At 58.9% G+C, this 24,981-nt stretch carries 22 protein-coding genes; 14 read left to right on the forward strand and 8 right to left on the reverse strand.

Annotated elements, in window-relative coordinates; translation table 11 throughout:
* Window positions 1-43: 43 nt before the first annotated feature.
* On the reverse strand, window positions 44-1,003 hold the full coding sequence (locus ACN0Q0_RS08115) for an SDR family oxidoreductase (protein ID WP_417242888.1): 960 nt from the start codon (window positions 1,001-1,003) through the stop codon (window positions 44-46).
* 158 nt (window positions 1,004-1,161) lie between these two features.
* On the opposite strand from ACN0Q0_RS08115, the gene ACN0Q0_RS08120 reads away from it, so the two are divergent.
* Window positions 1,162-2,052 (forward strand): AraC family transcriptional regulator, encoded by an 891-nt coding sequence (locus ACN0Q0_RS08120; protein ID WP_417242889.1) that lies wholly within the window; start codon window positions 1,162-1,164, stop codon window positions 2,050-2,052.
* 113 nt (window positions 2,053-2,165) lie between these two features.
* Here ACN0Q0_RS08120 and ACN0Q0_RS08125 read toward each other — a convergent pair whose 3' ends face one another.
* From ACN0Q0_RS08125 to ACN0Q0_RS08135, 3 genes are read right to left on the reverse strand one after another with little or no spacing between them, the layout of a single operon-like run.
* Window positions 2,166-2,975, reverse strand: a complete 810-nt coding sequence (locus ACN0Q0_RS08125) for a carbohydrate ABC transporter permease (RefSeq protein WP_417242890.1) — start codon at window positions 2,973-2,975, stop codon at window positions 2,166-2,168.
* Entirely contained in the window at window positions 2,972-3,847 is an 876-nt protein-coding gene (locus ACN0Q0_RS08130) for a carbohydrate ABC transporter permease (RefSeq protein ID WP_417242891.1), read from the reverse strand. Before ACN0Q0_RS08130 ends, ACN0Q0_RS08125 begins: the two co-directional genes overlap by 4 nt.
* Before the next feature lie 8 nt (window positions 3,848-3,855).
* A complete protein-coding gene (locus ACN0Q0_RS08135; RefSeq protein ID WP_417242892.1) occupies window positions 3,856-4,635 on the reverse strand; it encodes a DeoR/GlpR family DNA-binding transcription regulator in 780 nt (259 codons plus the stop codon).
* A 255-nt stretch (window positions 4,636-4,890) separates the two neighbouring features.
* Here ACN0Q0_RS08135 and glpD point away from each other — a divergent pair, with 255 nt between their 5' ends.
* From glpD to ACN0Q0_RS08180, 9 genes are all read left to right on the forward strand, one after another.
* A complete protein-coding gene (glpD, locus tag ACN0Q0_RS08140) occupies window positions 4,891-6,525 on the forward strand; it encodes a glycerol-3-phosphate dehydrogenase (RefSeq protein ID WP_417243271.1) in 1,635 nt (544 codons plus the stop codon).
* Between the two features lie 21 nt (window positions 6,526-6,546).
* A complete protein-coding gene (locus ACN0Q0_RS08145; protein ID WP_417242893.1) occupies window positions 6,547-7,635 on the forward strand; it encodes an ABC transporter ATP-binding protein in 1,089 nt (362 codons plus the stop codon).
* Window positions 7,636-7,646: 11 nt separating this feature from the next.
* Entirely contained in the window at window positions 7,647-8,726 is a 1,080-nt protein-coding gene (locus ACN0Q0_RS08150; RefSeq protein WP_417242894.1) for an ABC transporter ATP-binding protein, read from the forward strand.
* Between the two features lie 53 nt (window positions 8,727-8,779).
* Window positions 8,780-9,652, forward strand: coding sequence for a carbohydrate ABC transporter permease (locus ACN0Q0_RS08155; protein ID WP_417242895.1), 873 nt, complete (start codon window positions 8,780-8,782; stop codon window positions 9,650-9,652).
* The gene (locus ACN0Q0_RS08160; RefSeq protein ID WP_417242896.1) at window positions 9,652-10,491 is read left to right on the forward strand and encodes a carbohydrate ABC transporter permease; all 840 of its coding nucleotides are present in this window, start codon (window positions 9,652-9,654) and stop codon (window positions 10,489-10,491) included. The genes ACN0Q0_RS08155 and ACN0Q0_RS08160 overlap by 1 nt, the downstream gene beginning before the upstream one ends.
* Before the next feature lie 23 nt (window positions 10,492-10,514).
* Window positions 10,515-10,787, forward strand: coding sequence for a DUF2160 domain-containing protein (locus tag ACN0Q0_RS08165; RefSeq protein WP_417242897.1), 273 nt, complete (start codon window positions 10,515-10,517; stop codon window positions 10,785-10,787).
* Window positions 10,788-10,854: 67 nt separating this feature from the next.
* Entirely contained in the window at window positions 10,855-12,576 is a 1,722-nt protein-coding gene (locus tag ACN0Q0_RS08170; RefSeq protein WP_417242898.1) for an ABC transporter substrate-binding protein, read from the forward strand.
* A 174-nt stretch (window positions 12,577-12,750) separates the two neighbouring features.
* Entirely contained in the window at window positions 12,751-14,238 is a 1,488-nt protein-coding gene (gene glpK, locus ACN0Q0_RS08175; RefSeq protein ID WP_417242899.1) for a glycerol kinase GlpK, read from the forward strand.
* Between the two features lie 90 nt (window positions 14,239-14,328).
* Entirely contained in the window at window positions 14,329-14,505 is a 177-nt protein-coding gene (locus ACN0Q0_RS08180) for a hypothetical protein (RefSeq protein ID WP_417242900.1), read from the forward strand.
* A gap of 69 nt (window positions 14,506-14,574) precedes the next feature.
* Here ACN0Q0_RS08180 and ACN0Q0_RS08185 read toward each other — a convergent pair whose 3' ends face one another.
* Window positions 14,575-15,048 (reverse strand): GbsR/MarR family transcriptional regulator, encoded by a 474-nt coding sequence (locus ACN0Q0_RS08185; RefSeq protein ID WP_417242901.1) that lies wholly within the window; start codon window positions 15,046-15,048, stop codon window positions 14,575-14,577.
* A gap of 146 nt (window positions 15,049-15,194) precedes the next feature.
* On the opposite strand from ACN0Q0_RS08185, the gene ACN0Q0_RS08190 reads away from it, so the two are divergent.
* Window positions 15,195-16,430 carry an efflux RND transporter periplasmic adaptor subunit gene (locus ACN0Q0_RS08190; protein ID WP_417242902.1) on the forward strand — a complete coding sequence of 412 codons (1,236 nt, stop codon included), beginning with the start codon at window positions 15,195-15,197 and terminating at the stop codon, window positions 16,428-16,430.
* Complete coding sequence (locus ACN0Q0_RS08195; RefSeq protein ID WP_417242903.1) at window positions 16,427-19,480, forward strand: efflux RND transporter permease subunit; 3,054 nt, start codon at window positions 16,427-16,429, stop codon at window positions 19,478-19,480. Before ACN0Q0_RS08190 ends, ACN0Q0_RS08195 begins: the two co-directional genes overlap by 4 nt.
* Before the next feature lie 46 nt (window positions 19,481-19,526).
* Here ACN0Q0_RS08195 and ACN0Q0_RS08200 read toward each other — a convergent pair whose 3' ends face one another.
* Window positions 19,527-20,426, reverse strand: coding sequence for a dihydrodipicolinate synthase family protein (locus ACN0Q0_RS08200; protein WP_417242904.1), 900 nt, complete (start codon window positions 20,424-20,426; stop codon window positions 19,527-19,529).
* Window positions 20,427-20,439: 13 nt separating this feature from the next.
* Window positions 20,440-22,182, reverse strand: coding sequence for an L-arabinonate dehydratase (araD, locus tag ACN0Q0_RS08205; protein ID WP_417242905.1), 1,743 nt, complete (start codon window positions 22,180-22,182; stop codon window positions 20,440-20,442).
* Window positions 22,183-22,387: 205 nt separating this feature from the next.
* On the opposite strand from araD, the gene ACN0Q0_RS08210 reads away from it, so the two are divergent.
* Window positions 22,388-23,434, forward strand: coding sequence for a LacI family DNA-binding transcriptional regulator (locus ACN0Q0_RS08210; protein ID WP_417242906.1), 1,047 nt, complete (start codon window positions 22,388-22,390; stop codon window positions 23,432-23,434).
* Between the two features lie 25 nt (window positions 23,435-23,459).
* Here the strand turns inward: ACN0Q0_RS08210 and ACN0Q0_RS08215 are convergent, their stop codons facing one another.
* Window positions 23,460-23,915 carry an Lrp/AsnC family transcriptional regulator gene (locus tag ACN0Q0_RS08215; RefSeq protein ID WP_417242907.1) on the reverse strand — a complete coding sequence of 152 codons (456 nt, stop codon included), beginning with the start codon at window positions 23,913-23,915 and terminating at the stop codon, window positions 23,460-23,462.
* 117 nt (window positions 23,916-24,032) lie between these two features.
* Here ACN0Q0_RS08215 and rocF point away from each other — a divergent pair, with 117 nt between their 5' ends.
* A complete protein-coding gene (gene rocF / locus ACN0Q0_RS08220) occupies window positions 24,033-24,959 on the forward strand; it encodes an arginase (RefSeq protein WP_417242908.1) in 927 nt (308 codons plus the stop codon).
* Window positions 24,960-24,981 lie beyond the last annotated feature (22 nt).

The following is a 24,981-nucleotide window of genomic DNA, read 5'->3' on the forward strand; positions in this document are numbered from 1 at the left end:
GGCCCTGCGTGCATTTGCTTTGCCGGTGCTGATGCCGGTGGCTCTAGGGGCGCAGCTTCCACTCGATGCCGGTCGCTTTTTCCGACACATCCCAAAGTCGTGTCATGACGGCTTTGTCATGGGCGTGAGCGTTCAGGGTTCCCTTGCCGACCGGACCGACCGCTTCCATTCTGCCCGTCGGGCCGTAGAGGGCGCGTTGCTCGGTCAATGCCGCTTCGGCCGCGCACATCACCTCGGGGTACGCGCCTTGTTCTGCTGTCTGGACCATCGGCGTCTTGGTCATCAGCCACCAGATAAACCGCATCGTCCGGCTTGCGCTCGAGGTGATCAGCGATGTGGCTGATGACCCCGGGTGACAGACAAAGACCTCGACGTCGTCGCGCCCCGCAGCGCTCAGGCGGTCCTGTAATTCGTAAGCGAACATCATCTGTGCGAGCTTGCTTTGTGAATATGCGGCATTTGCGCCGTAGCCCTCATTCCAGTTCATATCGTCGAACCTGATTGTCTTGAGGCCGAGGTTGTAGCCGAGGCTGGCGACAACCACGATCCGGCCTTTGCTTTCGGCGATCCGGTCAAAGAGCAGGCCATTGAGCAAAAAATGTCCGTAGTGGTTTGTGCCGAGCTGGCTTTCGAAGCCGTCGGCGGTCAGCTTGCGCGTTGGCACCTGCGCGATGGCCGCGTTGTTGATCAGCGCGTCGATGCGGGGCACGGTTTGCAGGATCTGTGCGGCGCCCTCTCGCACGCTGTCCAGAACGGACAGGTCCATATGGATGGCGCTGACGTCGGCATTGGCGCCGAATTCCTGTTTCAGGTCCGTGATCGCCGTTCGGGATTTCTCGGCCGAACGGTTCAACATAACCACCTTCGCATTCTTTTCGAGTAGCGTGCGGGCGGCCTGAAAACCGGCGCCGGCGTTGGCGCCGGTAATGATATATGTTTTACCTGTCTGGTCGCCCAGACGCTCGGGTGTCCAGCCCGCGGGGCCAAATGTCGTATCTGCCATTTTTGTCTCCTGCCAGAACATGTTGGCGGTTTGGTGTCGTTATCTGAAAGCACAAATATAACCTGTAATGGCAGTAAAACAGGCGATATCCTCTCGTTCAGTTGCCCAATCGTCTCAATCCCATTGCAAAGATGAAAGCCTCATGCACATTGGGGCGTATGAGCAAAGAACAGATCAAACACCTTATCGAGCGCCACCTGCCCGAGGCAGGCCTTGTCGATACCGCGTTGAAAGGCGTCCGGCTTTTTCGGGTGACTGAGGCCATGCCCTGTATCCCTGCCGTCTATGAGCCCACGGTTGTCGCCATCCTCAGCGGCACCAAAGAAGCGGTGTTGGACGGTGAGCATCACGTCTATGGCTGTGACAAATATTTGCTATGTCCAATGACCCTACCGGTTGAGGCAGGTACGCCACAGGCTTGCGAAGAGGATCCTCTGCTCGGCATAGTGATCACTTTGGAACCGCGAATGATGCGCGCGCTGGCTATGGAGATCGAAACGGCCGCCGGTGGCAACAGGCCATCTCGGGGTGGGGTGCCATCGGCTTTGACTTTGGCGTCTTGGGATACGGGGTTCACACAGTCTTTGCTGCGGCTTCTCGAGCTGCTTGATAATCCGGTTGCTCTGGAGGTGTTAGGATCGGGGCGGCTGCGCGAGCTGTGTTACGCGGTGCTCATGGGGGAGGCAGGGACGGCGGCAAGACGGGCCTTCGGGGCCGGCAACGAAATTGCGCGTACCATTGACTATCTCTCGAACCACCTGAACGAGCAGGTTACAATCGACGATATGGCCAACCATGTGGGTATGAGCCGCGCGGTCTTTCACCGGCGGTTTAAGGACGCTACGACCATGTCCCCGATCCAGTTCGTCAAATCGATGCGCTTGAACAATGCCGCCATGAAGATCGCAGAAGGAAAGACAGTGTCCGAGGCGGCCTGGGATGTGGGCTATCAAAGCGCGTCTCAATTCAGCCGCGAGTTCAAGCGGATGTACGGCCAGTCTCCCCGGCAATGGAGCCAAGCGATGCAGATGCCCGAACTGCTCAACTAAGGCGCATTGGCATGTTCAGGCTTGTGGCGAATGTCCGGAAAACGGGCTGTGAGGGGAGCTTCGGGCCGGGCCTCATGCGTCCCGGAAAAAAGGCCGCGAGCTTGCGTTTTATCTTAGATCCTGCCGATTTTGAATCCGCGCGACAGGTGGTTGCGCATAACAAAGACAAGCACCGCTCCGGGGATCATCGAGGCCACCGTGACCGCCATCACCAATCCGATATCGGTGCGAAACCCGAACAGCGCGTTGATCGCCATGCTGATGGGTTTGCCATTGGTGGTGGTCAGGATGCGGGCAAAAACCACCTCGACCCATGAAAACATGAAGCAAAAGAACGCTGTGACGGCAATTCCGGGGGCGATTTGCGGGATGAGAATACGGCGGATAAACCCCGATCTCGAATAGCCGTCTAGAAATGCGGTTTCGTCCATCTCCCGGGGAACCGCCGAGATGAAGCTTTGCAAAATCCAGATTGATATCGGCAGGTTGAACAGGCAATGCGCCAATGCAATTCCGAACACCGAATTGACGATGCCAAGCGCGGAGAACAGTTGGAACACCGGCAAGGTCAGCACAACCGGCGGTGTGATCCGGAACGCGATGAAGGCAAGGAACAGATGCTTGTCGCCGACAAATGACATCCGCGAAAACGCATAGGCGGCGGGCAGGGCCACGGGGAGGGTGATCGCTATGTTGATCGCCACATAGGCAATGGAATTGACGAAGGCCGATCGCAGGTTCGGGTCGGTCATGATGGTGGCGTAGTTGTGGAGCGTAAAGGCCCCGACCTCTGTCTGGTCTGTGGGCAGGGTCGCGATGAAGCTGATCATGGTCATTTGCACGAGCGGCAAACAGGCAAACGCGACAAAACCCAATAGCACGGCGGATTTAAAGGTTCTGATCGCGTGGGGAGACACTGTCATGGTGCGGGCCTGTCCGGATGCGCGTCCAGTTTGTTTTGTGCTTTGGTAAACATCCACGCGACCGTCACGATGATGAGGAAATACAGGACGGACCGCGCCGCCGAGGGGCCGTAGTTGAATGCCTTGATCTCTTCGCCGAGATCGACGGCTAAAAACAGCGTGGCCAGATCAGGCCCGCCCGCATTGATCGGAAAGGCCTCGGTGTAGATCATGAACGAGTCCATGAACCGCAGCAAAACCGCCATTAACAAGACGTGGCGCAATTTGGGCAACTGGATGTGGCGGAACACCTGCCATGGCCCCGCGGCATCAATCGCGGCGGCCTGATAATGGGATGCGGGTATGGTGGTCAGCGCGGAGTAGCACAAGATCACAATGAGGCTGGTCCAGTGCCACACGTCCATCACGACAATCACCGCCCATGTGTGCCCCTCCGAGGACTTCCAGTCGGCGGGCCACCCCAGTGCGGGCAAAAGATCACCGATCAGGCTACGTGCGGGATCGAGCAGGCTGAGCCACAGGGCAGGGATCATATTCCACGGCACCAGAAGGGGCAGCGCGATAAAGGCCAAGGCGATCCCGACCCAGAATTTGCGCTGTGGCATACACAGGGCAATCGCGATGCCGAGCGGGATTTGTATCGTGAGAATGAGCATCGAAAACAGGGCGCTGCGTGCAAAACTGCCCCAGAACCGCGATGACGTGATGATCTCGACATACCATTCCGCGCCGATCCAGAAGCGGGACTCCAGTATGAAAATCTCGAAAAACGAGTAATTGACCACGGTCATCAGCGGGATCAGGCCAACCACCCCCAACACCATAATGGCGGGCAAGACAAACAGCCATCCGGTGTTATCGTACGGCTTCACCGCGGGCCTCACACTTTGCCGTTCGAGGCATTGGTTTCAACCACGCGTGTGTCCCATGTGTTGCATTTGGCCATGAGGTCACGCGCAATCGGGGTGTCGGTAAACAGTGTATCAACGTCGGACAGGGAGCAAATGGTCAGGGGCGCTTTGCGTTGGAATTTGAGATGACAGGCGACAACCATGACATCGCGCGACCGTTTGATTGCGGTGCTGCTGACCATGATTTCCTGACCGTCAAAATCCAACAGGTCGCCATCGGGGTCAATCGCGGAGCACCCTAAAACCGAATAATCAAATTTGAACTGTTTGACCATTTCAACGGTCAGGCCGCCAACGATGCCGCCGTCCGTGCGCCGCAAAACACCACCCGCGACAATGATTTCACAGCTTTTATTGGCCGCAAGGATATTGGCGATATTGATATTATTGGTCACAACCAACAGGTTTTCGTGATCCAAAAGTGCGCGCGCCACCGCTTCGGTGCTTGTGCCGATGTTCATAAAGACCGATGCGCCATTCGGGATTTGCGCCGCACAGGCCTCTGCGATGGATTTTTTGCCGGCCTCGTTGAGCCGTCTGCGTTCCTCATAGACAATATTGATGACGCCGGAGGGCAGCACCGCGCCGCCGTGAACGCGCTCCAGTCGCCCTGTCTCGGCAAGATCCGAAAGATCGCGCCGAATGGTCTGGACCGTAACGTCGTAATGCTCTGCCAGGTCATCGACCGTCACTTTGCCCTCTTTGCGGGCGCGTTCCAGTATCTCTTGCTGTCTGAAATTCGAAACCATGTCTGTCTTTTCCCTGCGCCAACCCTGTGCCGGAGCCCCGCCGCATTGGCCATTTCTTTACCTAAAGAACCTACACAACAGGCGGGGCGTCAAGTGTTCGAATCGATGCGACGGGAAAAAAGCTGCGCCAAAATGAAACTAAAGAGGATAAATAGCGTGTGAAATCATCCTGTTAATCAAAAGCGAACATAAACGAACTTTCCTTATTGATTTCGAAGGTGCATTCGTGTTGTGTTGACATCGTTGCCGCATCGGATGGCAACGGGACATGAATGCGGGGAGGCTTCATTGGACCAGCCAGAACATCAGGACGTTATTGACCTCTTTGTCATCGGCGGCGGCATCAACGGATGCGGGATTGCGCGCGATGCGGTCGGGCGTGGCCTGAGCGTCGAATTGGCCGAGATGAACGACCTCGCCTCCGCGACATCCTCCGCCTCGACAAAGCTGTTTCATGGCGGTCTGCGCTATCTGGAATACTGGGAAGTGCGTTTGGTCCGCGAAGCGTTGATCGAGCGTGAAACCCTGCTGCGGGCGATGCCGCATATCTCCTGGCCGATGCGGTTTGTCTTGCCATACCACAAAGACATGCGGTTCGAGGGCGACACGCCGACCTCCAAATTGTTGAGCTTTGTCATGCCGTGGATGAAAGGGCGCCGCCCTGCATGGCTGATCCGTCTCGGTCTGTTCATGTATGACAACCTTGGCGGGCGCAAAATCCTTAAGGGCACGACCGCGGTTTCCCTGTCGGGTACGCCCGAGGGCGCACCATTGGTGGACCGTTTCTCCAAGGCGTACGAATACTCAGATTGCTGGATTGAAGACAGCCGTCTGGTCGTTCTCAATGCCCGCGACGCTCAGGCGCGTGGTGCTAAAATCAACGTGCGCACCAAAGTTCTGTCGGCCGAGCAACGCGACGGGATATGGGGTGTCACCGTGCAGGATCGCGACAGCGGCGAGACCCGCGTTATTCGCGCCAGGATGTTGGTAAACGCGGGTGGCCCGTGGGTTGAGGACATTATCCGCAGCGCCGTGCATATCAACGCCGCCGATGGCGTGCGCCTTGTCCGTGGCAGCCACATTGTGACGCGCAAGCTCTATGACCACGATAAATGCTATTTCTTTCAGGGCGAAGACGGGCGGATCATTTTCACGATCCCCTATGAGGGCGATTTCACCCTGATCGGCACCACCGATATGGATCATGCGAATGTCGACGAGAAACCCGTCTGCACCGACGAGGAGACCGAGTACCTGTTGCAGTTTGCCTCAAGCTATCTCAAGGCCCCCGTCACCAAAGACGACGTCGTGTGGAGCTATTCGGGGGTGCGCCCGCTTTATAATGACGGTGCAACGTCGGCGACGGCGGCAACGCGCGATTACGTGCTTAAGGTAGATCAGTCGACAGGCGCGCCGATTCTCAACGTATTCGGTGGCAAAATCACCACCTACCGCAAACTTGCCGAATCCGCGCTTGAGAAAATCACACCGTTCTTTGACGGGACACGCACGCCGTGGACGGCGGGTGTTGCCCTTCCGGGGGGGGATTTCCCCGTGGATGGTGTCGCGGATCTGACGTCTCGCGTGGCGCAAAAATATGCGTTCTTGACGGAGAGGTGGGCGCAGCGTTTGGTGAAGGCCTATGGAACGGATGTGTTCGAGATTCTGGGAGATGCGCGTGCGGCCACTGATTTGGGGCGCGATTTCGGAGCCACGTTGACACAGCGCGAGGCCGAGTGGCTCATCGACAAGGAATTTGCGCGCACGGCCGAGGATATCGTGTGGCGACGCTCGAAACTGGGTCTTCGCCTGACGCAAGACCAGATTGCCGCCCTGGACGATTGGATGTCCGGCGCATTGAAAATACCGGAGCAACACGGCGTAGCCTAGGTTGCGAAGAGGGAGAGAGACATGTCACTTATTTTGGACGGTGTGTCCAAGGTCGTTAACGGCCAGACACACATCTACCAGACCGATTTGGAGCTACAGGCGGGCACCATGAATGTGCTGCTTGGCCCAACGTCGGCGGGAAAAACCTCGCTGATGCGTCTGATGGCGGGGCTTGACGTGCCAAACACCGGCAAAGTGATCTGGAACGGTCAGGACGTAACGGGAATGCGGGTTCAGGATCGCGGTGTTGCGATGGTGTACCAACAGTTCATCAACTACCCCTCGATGACGGTCTATGACAATATCGCAAGCCCGATGCGCCTGCTCGGAAAAACGCCCGCCGAAGTTGACGCGGCGGTGAAAAAGGCCGCCGACCTTATGAAGTTGTCCGGGATGCTTGAGCGCAAGCCGCTCGAGCTGTCCGGTGGGCAACAGCAACGCTGTGCACTTGCGCGGGCCTTGGTCAAGGACGCGGGTCTGGTGTTGCTCGATGAGCCGCTCGCCAACCTTGATTACAAACTGCGCGAAGAGTTGCGGGCTGAAATTCCCCGTATTTTCGAGGAGGCCGGTTCGATCTTTGTCTATGCGACCACCGAACCCGAAGAGGCGCTTTTGCTTGGCGGCAATACGGCGGCGATGTGGGAGGGCAAGATCACGCAGTTCGGGCCAACGCCCACGGTTTATCGTCAACCGACCGATGCCACGACCGCACGGGTGTTCTCCGACCCACCGATGAATTTTCTCAATATCCGCAAGTCTGGCGGGAGTCTTTTGTTCGGGGATGGTCAGGCCGCACCGGCGAACGGCGTGTTCGCGGACCTTGCCGATGGGGCCTATATCGCGGGGTTCCGCCCGAACCACCTCGAACTTGAACACCATGCCCCCGGCGCATTGGAGTTCACGGGCAAGCTGCAAGTGACCGAGATCACAGGCTCCGAGACCTTTGTGCATCTTGATCACCATGGCGAAAAATGGGTCGGTCTGATCCACGGCGTACGACAGTTGGACATAGGCGCGTCTTTGACCGTCTATCTCGATCCGAAACACGTCTACATCTTTGCAGAAGACGGCGCCGCTATTGCCTCTGCTGCCTATGCAACGGCGGCGTGAGGGACAGTATCATGGCAAAAATTACCCTCGACAATCTGGCGCACTCCTATCTGCCCAACCCAAAGGGCGAAGACGATTTCGCGCTCAAAGAGCTGAACCACGATTGGGTGGACGGCGAGGCCTATGCGTTGCTCGGCTCGTCGGGCTGTGGCAAATCCACCTTGCTCAATATCATTTCGGGGCTGTTGCACCCAAGTCAGGGACGCATCCTGTTCAACGACCGTGATGTGACGAATGCGCCGACGACACAGCGCAACATTGCGCAAGTGTTCCAGTTTCCGGTGGTCTATGACACGATGACCGTGCGCGATAACCTTGCCTTCCCGCTGCGCAACCGCGGGGCCGATGTCCATTATGTGCGCGACCGCGTGCAACAGATCGCGGCGATGATCGGCATGGAGGCCATGCTCGACCGCAAGGCGCGCGGGCTGACGGCGGATGCCAAGCAAAAGATTTCACTGGGGCGCGGCATGGTGCGCGAAGACGTCAATGCCTTGTTGTTTGACGAGCCGCTGACCGTGATCGACCCGCATATGAAATGGGAATTGCGCACGCAGTTGAAATCGCTGCACCACGAGTTCGGTCACACGATGATTTACGTGACCCACGACCAGACCGAGGCGCTTACATTCGCCGACAAGGTTGTGGTGATGTACGATGGGCGCGTTGTGCAAATGGGGACGCCACAAGAGTTGTTCGAGACCCCGCAGCACACCTTTGTGGGCTACTTTATCGGCTCGCCCGGCATGAACGTGGTGGATGCGCATGTGAGTGGTGACACTGCTGTGATCGAGGGTCACCAGATCACACTCGGCAAAGGTTACGGCACGCCATCGGGCAAGGTCGAGGTCGGGGTGCGCCCCGAATTTACATCGCTGTCCGCGGGGCCTGAGGGGCTGCCCGTGACAATTAAACGGGTCGAGGATGTGGGGCGCCACAAGATCGTGCGCGTCGATTTCCACGGCTCCGAGATCAACGTGATTGCACCAGAGGGCGCATCGATTTCGCCCGATATGAACCGCATCGTCTTCGATCCGGCGGGGATCAATGTCTACTCCGACAGTTGGCGCGTGCCGCCGCAGGAGAATTGACATGAACATGATCCCAACCCGCCCGCATTCCCCTTTGACGCAAGGACTTCGCCATGAATAAGACCGTAAATCAAAAGGCTTGGTTCCTCATTCTGCCCGTGTTGTTGCTCGTGGCCTTTTCCGCCGTCATTCCGTTGATGACCGTTGTGAACTATTCCGTTCAGGATACCTTCGGGAACAACCAGTTCTTCTGGGCGGGCCTCGACTGGTTCAAGGAAATGCTGTCGTCCGAACGGATGTGGGATGCGCTTGGCCGTCAAATTGCGTTCTCGACCATCATTCTCGCGATTGAAATCCCGCTTGGTGTTTTCGTGGCCCTCAATATGCCCAAAAGCGGGTTTTGGGCGTCGCTCTGTCTTATTTTGATGTCATTGCCGCTGCTGATCCCGTGGAACGTTGTTGGCACGATTTGGCAGATTTTCGGCCGCGTCGATATCGGTCTGCTCGGCTACACGCTCGACGCGCTGGGGATCGATTACAACTATACTCAGGATTTCTATGCCGCGTGGATCACCATTGTTGTGATGGATGTCTGGCACTGGACCTCACTGGTTGCCCTGTTGGCCTACGCCGGTCTGCAATCCATCCCTGATGCCTACTATCAGGCGGCCAAGATCGATCAGGCGAGCCGGTGGAAAGTGTTCCGCTTTATCGAGCTGCCCAAGATGATGGGCGTGTTGATGATCGCAATCCTGCTGCGCTTTATGGACAGCTTTATGATCTATACCGAGCCGTTTGTGGTAACGGGCGGCGGACCAGGCAACTCGACCACATTGCTCTCGATTGATCTGGTGAAAATGGCACTTGGACAATTTGATCTTGGACCCGCTGCGGCCTTCTCGATCATGTATTACCTCGTGATCCTGTTGATCTCATACGTGTTCTACACCGTGATGACGAACCTCGATAAAAGGGATGGCCACTGATGTCTGATATCGTAAACAAAGGCGGCTTTGGCCTGTCGAAATTCAACGGCAGTGCCATCGTGATGGGCCTCTATCTGTTGTTCTTGTTGCTGCCGATCTACTGGCTGCTCAACATGAGCCTCAAAACCAATACCGAGATCCTCAACAGTTTCACGCTGTGGCCCGCCGATCTGACTTTTGCCAACTACAAGACCATCCTGACCGATGCGTCGTGGTATACGGGCTATCTCAACTCGATGGCCTATGTCGTGATGAACATGGTGATTTCTCTGGCGGTGGCGCTGCCTGCGGCCTACGCGTTCAGCCGCTACACCTTTCTGGGGGACAAGCACCTGTTCTTTTGGTTGCTGACCAACCGTATGGCTCCGCCCGCCGTGTTCGCGCTGCCGTTCTTTCAACTCTATAGCTCGGTCGGCCTGTTCGATACCCACATTGCCGTGGCCTTGGCGCACTGCTTGTTCAACGTGCCACTGGCGGTCTGGATCCTTGAGGGGTTCATGCGCGGTGTTCCCAAGGAGATCGACGAGACGGCCTATATCGATGGCTATTCGTTCTCGCGGTTCTTTATCCGGATCTTCACGCCGCTTGTGGCCTCGGGGATCGGTGTGACGGCGTTCTTCTTGTTCATGTTCAGTTGGGTCGAGCTGTTGCTCAGCCGCACACTGACCAGTGTTGATGCCAAGCCGATCGCCGCCACGATGACCCGTACCGTCGGAGCCGCAGGGATCGATTGGGGCGTGCTCGCCGCCGCAGGTGTGCTCACAATCGTGCCGGGCGCGTTGGTGATCTACTTTGTCCGCAACTACATCGCCAAGGGTTTTGCCCTCGGTCGCGTGTAAGACAAAAAGCAGGAGATTAAATCATGGATTGGATGGCTTGGACCTGGCCCACAGCAGCCTTCTTTATGATCATCGCGATGACATTGGTCGTCTTTACGATCCTCGCGATCAAATACCCCGAAGCGCCACGCAACGGCATCCTTCGGATCGAAACAACACGTGGTGACCGGTTGTTCATCACGCTGTTGGGCTCGGCCTTTATCAATCTGGCCTGGCTCGGACTACTCGACGCCCCCCAATGGGGCGCGTTGATCGTATCTTTCCTTTACGCCATCGCGGTTTTCCGCTGGGTTTAAAGGGAGGTGGCATCGGGCCACGCAAGAGCCCGACAGCCTGAAATGTTCTTATTAAGGGAGGAACACCATGAACTTGCGACTAAAAGGAACGACCGCGCTTGGTCTGGCAGCTTGTATGTTTGCCGCACCTGCGTTCGCAGACATGAATGCCGCAAAGGCATTCCTGGACGCCGAAATCGGTGATCTGTCCGTGCTTGACCGCGCGGGCCAAGAGGCCGAGATGCAATTCTTTATCGATGCCGCCAAACCATTCGAAGGGATGGCCATCAATGTTGTGTCCGAAACCATCGGCACCCACGAATACGAAGCAAACGTGCTGGCCCCCGCATTCGAGGCCATCACAGGGATCAAGGTCACCCACGACCTGATCGGTGAGGGCGATGTTGTCGAGAAACTGCAAACACAAATGCAGTCGGGCGAAAACATCTATGACGCCTATATCAACGACTCCGACCTGATCGGCACCCACTGGCGCTATCAGCAAGCGCGCAACCTGACCGACTGGATGTCGGGCGAGGGTGCTGCGGTAACCAACCCAAATATCGATCTGGAAGACTTCATCGGCCTGTCGTTCACGACCGGTCCTGACGGGAAAATCTACCAACTTCCCGACCAACAGTTCGCGAACTTGTACTGGTTCCGGTACGATTGGTTCAACGACGAACAGAACAAAGCGGACTTCAAGGCGAAGTACGGGTATGACCTTGGCGTGCCTGTGAACTGGACTGCCTATGAGGACATCGCGGAATTCTTTACCGGCCGCGACCTGTCGCGTTTGGGTGTTGAGGGCGAAGTGTTCGGCAACATGGACTACGGCAAAAAAGACCCGTCCTTGGGATGGCGCTACACCGATGCGTGGCTGTCCATGGCCGGTGCCGGAGACGTGGGTGAACCAAACGGTCTGCCCGTCGACGAATGGGGTATTCGCGTGAACGAAAACTCCCAACCTGTTGGTTCGTGTGTCGCACGTGGCGGTGCCACCAACGGCCCCGCAGCGGTTTACGCTGTGACCAAGGCAATCGAATGGCTGGAAAAATACTCCCCGCCTGCCGCTGCCGGTATGACCTTCTCCGAAGCAGGCCCGATTCCTGCTCAGGGCAACGTCGCGCAACAGATGTTCTGGTACACCGCCTTTACCGCGGCGTCCGTAGAGCCTGATCTGCCTGTGATGAACGAAGACGGCACGCCAAAATGGCGCATGGCCCCCTCGCCACACGGTGCATATTGGACCGAAGGGACAAAAATCGGCTACCAAGATGCCGGTTCCTGGACCCTGATGGAATCCACCCCCGTGGATCGTGCGCAGGCCGCATGGCTTTACGCACAGTTCGTGACATCCAAGACCGTCGATGTGAAGAAAAGCCACGTTGGTTTGACCTTCATTCGTGAATCGACGATCCAGCACGAAAGCTTCACAGAGCGTGCGCCTAAATTGGGTGGTCTGGTCGAGTTCTACCGCTCGCCTGCACGGGTTCAGTGGTCGCCAACCGGCACCAACGTTCCTGACTATCCAAAACTGGCACAGCTGTGGTGGCAGAACATCGGCGACGCAATGTCCGGTGCAAAAACACCTCAGGAAGCACTCGATGCGCTGTGCGAAGATCAGGAAAAAGTCCTGATCCGTCTTGAGCGCGCCGGCGTTCAGGGTGAGTTTGGTCCAAAGATGAACGAGGAAAGCGATCCGTCCTACTGGCTCGATCAACCTGGTTCGCCAAAAGCCAAACTGGCCAACGAAGACGAAGAGCCACAAACGATCGCTTATGACGAGCTGATCAAATCCTGGCAGTAAGCCTATGAGTTCGGGGCCGCGCAACCGGCCCCGAACGCCTTTCGATCTTTCACTTGAAAATCTGTGTGCGCATCCCCTAGGCTGCGCCAAACGACACGCGGACACCTGTGCGGTGGCCAGTATAATGGCTTGCCCCATCATCCGCCCCACGCCCCCAATGATACGAGGCCGCCCATGACTTATGTTCTTGCGATTGATCAGGGAACAACATCGTCCCGCGCGATTTTGTTCAACGCCGCGATGGAACCTGTCGCCCAAGCGCAAGAAGAGTTCGCACAGCATTATCCGCAATCGGGGTGGGTCGAACACGACCCCAATGACCTCTGGGTCACAACCGCCGGAACCTGTCGCGAGGCCATTGAGCGCGCGGGCATTTCCTCCTCCGACATCGCCGCAATTGGCATCACCAACCAACGCGAAACTGTGGTTGTGTGGGACAAGGCCACGGGGCAACCCATTTATAACGCCATCGTGTGGCAGGATCGCCGTACCGCCGACTATTGCCATCGGCTGCGCGAGGCGGGTCATGCGCAGATGATCAACGACCGCACGGGACTGTTGCTTGATCCCTATTTTTCGGGAACGAAACTCAAATGGGTTCTCGATCATGTTGAGGGCGCACGGGCGCGGGCCAGAAACGGCGAGCTGTTGTTCGGCACCGTTGACAGTTTCCTGATCTGGAAACTCACCAACGGGGCGGTTCATGCCACGGACGCCACCAATGCCGCGCGGACCATGATGTATGACATTCGCAAAGGGCGGTGGAGCCGCACGATTTGCGATCTGTTGGATATCCCGATGGAGATGCTGCCCGAGGTCAAGGATTGCGCCGCCGATTTCGGCATGAGCCGCGCCGACCTGTTTGGCAAGGAAATCCCGATCTGCGGTGTCGCGGGCGATCAACAGGCCGCCACCGTCGGTCAGGCCTGTTTCGAACCGGGAATGTTGAAATCCACCTATGGCACGGGGTGTTTTGCGCTTCTCAATACAGGTGACACTCCCGTCACCTCGAAAAACAACCTTCTGACCACCATCGCCTATCAGCTTGACGGCAAACCGACCTACGCGCTTGAGGGATCCATTTTTATCGCCGGTGCGGTGGTGCAATGGTTGCGGGACGAGCTGCAAATCATCAAATCGGCCTCCGAGACCCAAAGCCTCGCCGAGCAAGCCGACCCACATCAGAACGTCATCATGGTGCCTGCCTTTGTCGGGCTTGGTGCGCCCTATTGGAACGCGGAATGTCGTGGTGCGATGTTCGGCCTGACCCGTGGATCCGGTCCCGCCGAACTGGCCAAGGCAGCTCTTGAAAGCGTCGGTTTCCAGACCCGTGATCTTTTGGAGGCCATGTCCGCCGACTGGAAGGCCGAGGGTGTGCAACCGACCCTGCGTGTGGATGGCGGCATGTCGGCCAGTGACTGGGCGATGCAATTCCTCTCCGATATTATCGCCGCCCCCGTGGACCGCCCGAAAATCCAGGAGACCACGGCGCTTGGTGTGGCGTGGCTTGCGGGGATGCACGCGGGCATTTATCCCGACCAGGCAACCTTTGCCAAAAGTTGGGCGTTGGAAAAACAGTTTCTGCCTGTGTTAAGCGACGATGAACGCACCGTGAAATACGGGGCGTGGCAAAAGGCCGTTCAGGCGACAATGAGCGTTTAGGCGGCCGGAGATCGGGGAAATGTCACGCAGTTCGCCACAAACCCAAAAGGGGCGTGACAAACCCACCCGGGAACAGGTACGGATGGCCGCATGAAACAAGTTCCCAAGAAAAACACCGATGACGCCCTCATTCAGGAATATCTGAACAAGGGGGGCAAGGTCAGCGTTGGTAAGACAAAGCCGTTCCCGAGCGAGCTTGGCCTGAGCAAGAATGTCTGGAACAACAAGCTGACCAAGGAAGAGAAAGCCGCACGCGACAAGACTTGATCGCGGATTTGGCCGGCGAATGCGCCCCCGTGGCCGCGTGTCCGGACACAGGCCTATCGGGGCGCCGGATTAGGGATCCTCGCCTTTTTGGGCGGCAACGTCCGTGGATGCGGTCAAAATCGCATCTGAAACCGTCATATGAAAATCGGCGAAGCGTTGTAGGCGCGTCTGTTGCGGGGCCGCATCCCGTGGCAAAGTCTGTGCAATTTGTGAAATCTTGGTGGCCGTGGCTGCCAGTCGCGCACTGATGTCGCGTAGCATTGTGACCGAATGCGTGTCGGACACTTCGAAATAATCCTGTCGTTCCCCGTCAATATTGCGCCGCGTGATAATCCCGCGAGCGACCAGGCTGCGGGTGTTGGTGCTGATGCTGCCGCGGCTGACGCCCAATGCGGTTGCCAATTCGCCAAACGACATGGCGCGGCCCTCAAAGATTAAAATCCCCATAATGCGCCCCGAGATGCGGGTTGCGCCCTCGGCTTCGTTTGCGTGGCCTATGAGATCAACAAAGGCGTTTTTGGCTGTGGCAATCCGGTCTGTCATGGCGGTCCATTCTGTTTTCCCCTTCACGGTATAATATTCGCGCCGTTCACTCAAGGCTGAACGATTATTGACAGGTGTGCCGCTGCGCCTTATGTATGTTTACTCTGGAGTGAACGATACTGTTTCACCTCGCTATGGAGTTCAAAATGTTGATGAGCCGCCTGTGTCCCCTTCGTGCTGCCCGACTGGGGGGGCTTGTCGTTGCCCTGTCATTGCTTTCGGTAAGCATCCCTGTGGCTTATGCGCAAAGCGATATGGAGAATGAGGCGCTTGCGGCGGTGACAACGGACCGCGTTGCCGTTCGCGATATGGTACAGCGTGTGCCGATCTCGGGCAGTCTCGTCGCCCGTCAGGAGGTCTTGGTCTACCCCGATGCCAGTGGCTATGCCGTTACGGGATTGAATGCGGATATCGGTGATCATGTCGAGGCGGGGGATGTTCTTGCGGTTCTGGATGCACGCGAGCTGACCCAAAAGGTCTCGCAAGCCCGCGCCGAACTGCTGCGGTCCGACGCGGCCATTCGTCAGGCGTCAAGTCAGGTGTCCTCCGCAGAGACGGCATTGACGCAGGCGGCCCAAGCACTCGGTCGCACCCGAAGTTTGCGCACGAGTGGTGCTGCGACCAAGGCCGCACTGGATGATGCCGAGGCCGCCGAGCGCACGGCGCAAGCTGCGTTGCAATCGGCCCGGGACGGCGTGGCCATCGCCACCGCACAGGGCCAACAGGCTCAGGTGGCCTTGGAAATTGCCGAACAAAACCTTGAGGCGGCACAGGTCAAGGCCCCGACACGCGGTATTATTTCGGCGCGAAACGGTCAAATCGGCGCTATCGCGGCGGCCTCGGGTGAGCCGATGTTCCGTCTGATCCGCGACGGCGAAGTGGAGGTTGAGGTCGATGTGACGGAAACCGATCTGGCGCTGTTGGCGGTGGACCAACCCGCGGTGTTAAACGTCACCGGATTGCCCGACCTTACAGGGCGCGTGCGCCTGTTGGCCCCTGTCGTCGATGCGCGCAGCCGTTTGGGAACCGTGCGTATTTCCGTCACAGAACAAGAGGGCCTGCGCCCGGGTGTCTTTGTGGGCGGATGGGTGACCGTGGCGGAACGCTCCAACCTGTCGGTGCCAAGCACCGCGATTATCACCGATGGCGTGGCCGAGTATGTGTTCTTGGTCAAAGACGGCATTCTGGAACGCCGCGCGGTGAATTTGGGTCTGCTGTGGCAGGGCTGGCGCGAAGTCCTGAGCGGTTTGGCCGAGGGGGATGTTGTTGTGGCCCGTGCGGGCGCGTTCTTTGCCGAAGGCGACGCAATCCGTCCGGTTGAGGCATCTGTTCCGGCGGACGCCGCCGCCACCGCCACCGTCGCCGTGGAGGCGCAGCAATGAACGTTTCCACCCTGTCGATCCGCCACCCTGTTCCGGCGATCGCACTCTTTCTCGCGCTGACCCTTGCGGGGTTGTTCAGCTTTTCGCGGATGCCCGTGACGCAGATGCCCAACGTTGATATTCCCGTGGTCAATGTGACCGTGGGCCTGTCCGGCGCGGCCCCGTCCGAGATTACATCACAGGTCATCCAACCGATTGAAACACAGGTGAGCGATATCGCGGGGATGCGTCATGTCTCTGCCACCGCCAGTGATAGCGCCGCGAGCCTGACCATCGAATTTGCGGTCGGCACCGACACCGACCGCGCCCTCAATGATGTAAAGGACGCCATCACCTCCGCGCGGGCCTCCATGCCCGACGGGATCACCGAGCCTGTGGTCAAGCGGCTCGACTTTAGCGGCGCACCGATTTTGACCTATGCCGTGTCCGACCCGACCAGTTCCGCCGAGCAACTGTCGACCTTTGTCGATGATGTCGTCGCACGCGATCTGCAAACGGCGGGCGGTGTGGGCCGTGTTACACGCTTGGGCGGGGCGCAGCGCGAGATTGCCGTGGACCTCGATCCCGACCGCCTGATGGCGTTCGGCCTGACCGCCGCGGATGTCAGTGCGCAATTGGCGCGCACCAATCAGGATCAGGGCGGTGGTCGCGGCACCTTGGGGGGACAGGACTATTCCATCCGTGCGCTCGGCTCCGCCAGTAGCCTGGCCGCACTCTCGGCGACCCCGATCCGTTTGCCCGCAGGAGGCATCGTGCGCCTTGAGCAACTGGGCAGTGTCCGCGATGGCAGCGAAGAGGCGACCAGCTTTGCCCTGTTCGACGGAATGCCCGTTGTGGCCTTTGGCGTTTTTCGCGCAACAGGGGCCAGTGACCTCGTTGCGGGCGACAATGCAAAGGCAGAGATCGAGGCGCTCAAAGCGCAATATCCCGACAAGACATTCTCCTTGGTGGATGATGCGACACTCTACACAAAGGCCAACTATGAGGCCGCGATGTCGACGCTCTACGAGGGCGCTATTCTGGCAATCATTGTGGTGTTCTTGTTCCTCAAGGACTGGCGGGCAACGGCCGTGGCCTTTGTCGCGCTGCCGCTCTCGGCCATCCCGACGTTTATCGTGATGGATATGCTCGGCTTTTCGCTCAACACCGTGAGCCTGTTGGGCATCACGTTGGTGGTGGGTATTCTGGTGGATGACGCGATTGTCGAGATCGAAAACATCGTGCGCCACATCCATATGGGGCGGCCCGCCTATGAGGCCGCCGAGGAAGCCGCCGATGAAATCGGTATGACGGTGATCGCCATCAGCCTGACCATTGTTGCGGTGTTCGCGCCGGTGAGTTTTATGGGCGGTATCGCAGGGCAATTCTTTAAACAGTTCGGGATCACGGTGGCCGTGGCCGTGCTCTTTTCGCTTCTGGTGGCCCGCCTCATCACGCCGATGTTGGCCGCCTATGTCCTCAAAAGCAATCCGGTCCCGCACGAGGCCGAAGACGGCCTGATTATGCGCAGCTATATGCGGGTTCTGCGGTGGACGTTGCGCAACCGCGCCATCACGTTGAGCGCGGGTGTCTTGTTGTTCGCGGCCTCGATCTTTTCGGCCACGCTTTTGCCGACCGAATTCGTGCCGGCGTCCGATACAGGTCGCGCGGTGATCACCGTGCAACTTCCGCCCGGGTCCACCCTCGCACAATCGCGGGCCACAGGATCGACTGTGACCGAATTGGCGGGTCAGGTGCCCGAAGTTGAAAGCGTCTTTGTGGACGGGCGGTCCGCCACATCTCTCAATGTCCAGATCGGTTTCGGTGACAAATCCGAGCGCGAGCGCACCGCCGACGAGATCACGGCACAATTGTCCGAAATCCTGTCGGACATTCCCGATGTGCGCCTGTTCGTGTTGGATGAAAACGGTGCGCGGGCCTTGTCCGTCAATGTTCTGGGCGATACCGAAGAGGCAGCAACACAGGCCGCGACCGCGTTCATGGCGCAGATGAAAACCTTGCCGGCGCTGCGCGATGTGTCATCCGAGGCGGCCCTCATGCGGCCCGAAATTCAAATAACGCCGATCCCCGAACGCGCCGCCGAGCTTGGCGTGAATGCCGCGACCTTGGCCAATGCCATCCGCGTGACCACGCAGGGCGATGCGGATGCCAATCTGGCACAGTTCAGCGCGGGCGAGAAACAGATCCCGATCCGTGTGCGCATCAACGAGGCGGCCCGCAACGACCTGTCCCGTCTGGCGGGGTTGAAAATCCAGTCCTCCACGGGGGAGCTTGTGGCGCTGGGGGCCGTGGCGGATGTGCGCCTGAGCAGTGGGCCAACCACGCTTGAACGCTATGACCGCCGGTACCGCGTCACCATCGAGGCGGATCTGGCGCACGGCGCGGTGCTTGGCCCCGCGACACAGGCGATTTACGATCTGCCACTGGCCCAAGACATGCCACAAGGCACCTCCGTGCAAGCGGCAGGGGACGCGGAAACCATGAACGAGATTTTCGCAAGTTTCGGGGTCGCCATGGCCGCAGGAATTATGTTGGTCTACGTTGTGCTTGTGTTGTTGTTCGGCAGCTTTGTGACGCCGGTCACGATCCTGTTGTCGCTGCCGCTGGCCATCGGTGGTGCGATCTTTGCGCTCTACCTGTATGGCGCGGGTATCGGTCTTTCGGTTGTGATCGGCTTTTTGATGTTGATGGGGATCGTGACCAAGAACGCGATCATGTTGGTCGAATTTGCCCTTGAGGCGATCAAGGGCGGCGCGGACCGCTCCACGGCCATGATCGATGCGGGTCACAAACGTGCCCGTCCCATTATTATGACGACGATTGCAATGGTGGCGGGCATGATCCCCTCGGCCTTGGCGCATAGTACGGGCGGCGAGTTTCGCGCGCCGATGGCCATTGCCGTTATCGGCGGGCTGTTGTTGTCGACCATGCTGTCGCTGTTGTTTGTCCCGTCACTGTTCAGTGCGCTCGATACTCTCAAAGAGCGGCTGCGCGGCCTGTTGCAGCGTGTCTTGGGGGCGGAGCATGGCGCCGCGCGCTCCAAGCCGTAACGTACCGGCACGGGCACAAGAGGTGCAACCGTGCCGGTAGAGCTTGTCAGCTGAGCGCGTTGGATTTGAGAAACTGTGTCATAGTGGCCATTTGCGCAGGTGTGAGGGGCCATGCCGAAGGCGGGCGTGTGGGGCCGCAATCCACCCCGAGCGCTTGCAATGCCGCCTTGACGCCGGTGACATTGGTGCCGTTCATCTCCTGGGCGCGGATGTTTTCAAACGGCTCCATCGCAGCAATCAGAACATTGGCTTGCGCGTAATCACCGCGTTCGAGCGCCGCGTGGATCGCCATCGACCGCTCGGGCCAGATGTTGATGAGGCCAGAGGTGAACCCGCGGGCGCCAACGGCATAAAAGGACGGCGCCCAGACCTCGGCCAACCCGCCGACCCAGACAATCGACGGATCACAGGCGGCTTTGGCTGCGGCCAGTTTCATCGGGTTCGGCGTGGCCCATTTCACGCCTTTGACGCCCTGCACGGCGCATAGATCCGCAATTGCGCCTGTGCCAATGGTATCGTTGCGCAGGTAGATCATCATCGGCAACCCGCCTGACGCATCTGCGATGGCGTTGAGGTAATCGACCACGCCGCGCGGCGCGACAAAGGGGTCGGGGGGCTGATGGACCATGAGGGCGGTGGCGCCCGCCGCGGCGGAGGCTTTGGCCAATTGCACCGCGTCGCGAATGCCGCGTCCGACACCGGCCAGAACGGGCGCGCGGCCATCAACCATATCCACCACCTCCTGTGCCATGGCGCAAGCTTCCTGCGTGGTCAGCGCGTAAAACTCGCCCGTGTTGCCGTTGACGACAGGCATATGCATCCCCGCCGACAGTGCGCGGTCAATGATCGGCGCGAGGCGGTAGGGATCAATGTCGCCCGCGTCATCGTAGGGCGTGACAAGTATGCCGGAGATGCCCGTGAGCGCTTGGTCGAGAGTCAAAACCATTGTGGCGGCCTCCTTAAAAAATATCGGGTTCGCCCGTGGGCGCCCCGAAACCATGTTCGAGGTAGTCGAAATCACAGCCCTTGTCGGCCTGTGTTACATGGCGCGAAAACATGTAGCCGTAGCCGCGTTCGTAGCGGGGGGCGGGCGCGGTCCATGCGGCGCGACGGCGGGCAATTTCCGCATCGTCCACAAGCATATCGAGGCGGCGGTTGGGCAGGTCGAGTTTCACAATGTCACCCGTTTGCAGCAACGCCAGTGGCCCCCCGACAAAGCTTTCAGGCGCCACATGCAGCACACAGGCGCCATAGGATGTCCCCGACATCCGCGCGTCGGAAATGCGCAGCATATCACGGTGGCCCTGTTTGATCAGTGCTTTGGGGATGGGCAACATGCCCCACTCCGGCATGCCCGGACCGCCCTGCGGCCCCGCGTTGCGCAAGACCAGAACCGTGTCGGGCGTCACATCCAGATCCTCGTCGTCAATCGCCGCTTTCATCTCGGGGTAGCTGTCGAACACGAGCGCGGGGCCTTGGTGGGTGTAGTATTTGGAATCACAAGCAGCGGGTTTGATCACCGCGCCATCAGGACACAGATTGCCGCGTAGCAGCGCCAGCGAGCCTTCGGCGTAGACGGGGTTCGAGAGCGGGCGGATGACATCGGCGTTGTAGACCTTTGCATCCGCGATACCCTCGCCCAAGGTTTTTCCCGAAACGGTAAGACAGGTGGTGTCGAGCATCGCCTCCATTTGTTTCATCAAGGCCCGCAAGCCCCCCGCGTAAAAGAAATCCTCCATCAGGTAGTCTTTGCCCGAGGGGCGCACATTGGCGATGAGCGGCGTGATGCGGCCAAGGGCGTCGAGATCATCAAGGGTGAGATCCACGCCCGCGCGTCGTGCCATCGCGATCAGGTGGATCACCGCATTGGTCGAACACCCTGTGGCCATCGCGACCTTTGCGGCGTTTTCCACGGCGGCGGGGGTGACGATTTTGGCGGGGGTTAGGTCTTCCCAGACCATATCGACAATGCGGCGTCCGCAATCGGCGCCCATGCGTTGGTGGCCGCTGTCCGTGGCGGGGATCGAGGATGCCCCGGGTAGGGTGAGACCCATCGCATCGGTGATCGCGGTCATGGTCGAGGCCGTCCCCATGGTCATACAGGTGCCGGCGGATCGCGCAATGCCGCCTTGGACGCCGCGCCACTCTTCGTCGCTGATATGACCCGCGCGCCGCTCGTCCCAGTATTTCCATGCGTCCGACCCTGATCCCAGGATTTTACCCGCATAATGCCCGCGCAGCATCGGTCCCGCAGGCAGGTAGATCATCGGAATGCCCGCGGTGATCGCCCCCATGACCAACCCCGGTGTGGTTTTGTCGCAGCCGCCCATGAGGACCACGCCGTCAAGCGGGTGGGCGCGGATCTGTTCCTCCGTCTCCATCGCGAGCATATTGCGGTACAGCATCGAGGTCGGTTTGTTGAAGGTCTCGTCGACCGAGAGCGCAGGCAGCTCAACGGGAAAGCCGCCCGCCTGAAGCACACCACGCTTCACATCCTTGACCCGCTCGGGAAAGTGGCTGTGACAGGCGTTGAGTTCCGACCATGTGTTGAGGATGCCAATGATCGGTCGCCCGCGATATTCCGCGTCCGAATAACCCAACTGCATCATGCGCGAGCGATGCCCGAAACTGCGCAGGTCGTCGGGTTCGAACCACCGTGCAGAGCGCAGTTGATCGGCGGTGATGCGGCGTGTTTCGGACATGGCGTGCCTTTCAAAGACATGGTTTTGCGGCTGTTTGGCCTTATGTATGCGCATTCATTTGCGTTGGTCAATGGTTTCGAAGGGGTTTGGACTGCGCCGGCGTGAGGTGCGTCTATGAGGGTGTTTCGATGCGGCGCACGAAAAAGGCGCGGGGGTGCCGGAGTTGGCGCTTGTGGCAGGGTGCCTATTTGTGAACATTGGCCCTATGACAAAACGCAATCCAGATCTCCGGTCCGACGATACCTCACGGCGCATCGCGCCGCGTGGCGTGACGATGGAGGAGGTCGGGCGATTGGCGGGGGTGTCGCAGGTGACGGTGTCGCGTGCGCTGTCGGACCGCACCAAAGTCTCTGCCGCAACTCTGGCAAAAATCCATGCGGCGATTGAGGCAACAGGCTTTGTGCCGAATGCCATCGCGGGGGCCTTGGCATCGCAAAAAAGCATGCTCGTCTCGGCATTGGTGCCGTCGATTACCAATATTGTTTATGCCGCCGCGCTGCAGGCCTTTAGCGATGTGTTGCGCCCCTCGGGGTATCAGGTGTTGTTGTCCGAGACGGGGTTTGATCCGCAAGACGAGGAGAGCATGATCCGCGCACACCTGTCACGCCGCCCTGATGCGGTGGTCCTGACGGGCATCCACCACACCGACAAGGCGCGACAGATGTTGAGGGCTGCGGACATCCCCGTGGTCGAGATTTGGGACACCACCGAAACACCGATTGATCTGTGCGTCGGGTTTTCCCACATCGCCGCAGGACAGGCCGCCGCACAGTTCGCGGTTGAGCGCGGGTATACGTCCGCTGTCACGGTGTCCGCGGATGAGGAACGCGCTCTGCGCCGCCAATCGGCGTTTGCGGCGCGGTTCGCATCTCTGACGGGGTCCGATGTGGCGCGGATCGGATGTGCCGCACAGGCCAGCCTTGGCGATGGGCGTGCTGCGCTTGGTCACATTGTGGAGGCGGGGTTTTCCAAAGGCACAGTGATTTTTTGTAGCTCGGATGTTTTGGCCCATGGTATTTTGACCGAGCTTGCTGTTCGCGGCCTGTCCGCGCCCGGGGACTTTGCCGTCATCGGGTTTGGCGATCAGGCGTTCGCCGCAGATACCGCGCCCGCACTGACCACCCTGCGTGTGGATCGCAGTACGCTTGGCCGTGTCGCGGCAAAGGCTTTGTTGGCGCGATTTGACGGACATCTCACGGATGAGCGGGTTATGGACATCGGGTTCGAGGTCATCCCCCGTGGTTCTGCCTGACGCCGACTGTCGTCACCGCCCAGTGTCACCGCAAAGTGTCGGCCGATCGCGCGGCGGCGCCGTGATGGTGTGTTGCCAGGAGGAGATTGGTTTCGGATTCCGAAATGCCGTCAATTTCGCGCATTGCACTTAATGCGGCATCAAAACCGGCGAGGTTCTCACTGGCCAGTTCCGCGATCAAATCCCATTTTCCATTGGTCGAATGGATGCCCTGAATGGCGGTGATCTTGTGCAGTTGGGCAATGATCCGTGCGGTTCTATGCCCTGCGATTTTAATGAGGGTAATTCCGCGCACGGGCTGTGCGAGATCATCCTCGCGCAGGCGCAGCGTAAAGCCGGTGATCACGCCCGCACTGACCAGTTTATCCAGACGGGTGCGCACGGTGGCGCGAGAGACACCGAGGGCCGCCGCAAGATTCGCGATGGGGTCACGGCTGTTGCGCCGCAAGAGGGCGATGAGTTTCTTGTCGATATCATCCATAGTGGAACGCATTTCTTTCTTTTTGCGCAAAAGATTTGCCAAAGTGGTCACTTATTGCACTTATATGTGCCAAACTTAGCAAAGAAAATGAACATCTTACAAAATTGGATGCCGCACGTGACACATTGTATACTTATCGGAGCCCCCGTTCAGGAGGGCGCAAGCCAACGCGGATGCCGCATGGGACCAGAGGCGCTGCGTACCGCAGGGCTGGCCGAAGAATTGACCGCTCTGGGCTGTCGCGTCGAGGATCGCGGTGACGTCAAACCCGACGTGCAACCCCGCCCCGCGCATGAAAATCCGGCCATTCATCACATGGATGAAGTGGTGGCGTGGACATCCGCGCTACGGGATGCGGCGTACCGCGCGGCGTGTGATGGCACCCCGATTTTCCTTGGCGGGGATCATTGTCTGGCGGCGGGAACGGTGACGGGCGTGGCGCGGGCCGCCGCGGAACAAGGTCGGCCGATGTTTGTTCTGTGGCTCGACGCCCACCCCGATTTCCACTCGCTCCACACCACCGAAAGCGGCAATCTGCACGGCACGCCCGTGGCCTATTACACAGGGCAATCGGGCTTTACCCCGTATTTTCCCGAGGTGAGCCATCCGGTCGCGCCCGAAAACATCTGTATGATGGGGTTGCGTTCTGTCGATGGACATGAGGCCAAGGCCATTCAGGCGGCAGGTATTGAACTGAACGATATGCGTGCGATTGACGAATTCGGCATCGTCGCCCCGTTGCGTGAATTTCTGGCCAAGGTCGAGGCCGCCAACGGGTGGCTTCACATCAGTCTTGATGTGGATTTTCTCGACCCCGCGATTGCCCCCGCCGTCGGCACCACCGTTCCGGGCGGGGCGACATTCCGCGAGGCCCATCTGATCATGGAAATGGTCGAAGAGGCGGGGTTGGTGCATTCGCTCGACCTTGTCGAATTGAACCCGTTTCTGGACGAACGTGGCCGCACGGCAAAGTTGTTGGTCAACCTGACGGCAAGTCTGTTCGGGCGGCGTGTTCTGGACCGTATGACGCGCAGCGCCCAATAACCTTTCTACATTAATGTCGAGG

Source organism: Celeribacter sp., assembly GCF_048259695.1.
Lineage (GTDB): Bacteria > Pseudomonadota > Alphaproteobacteria > Rhodobacterales > Rhodobacteraceae > Celeribacter.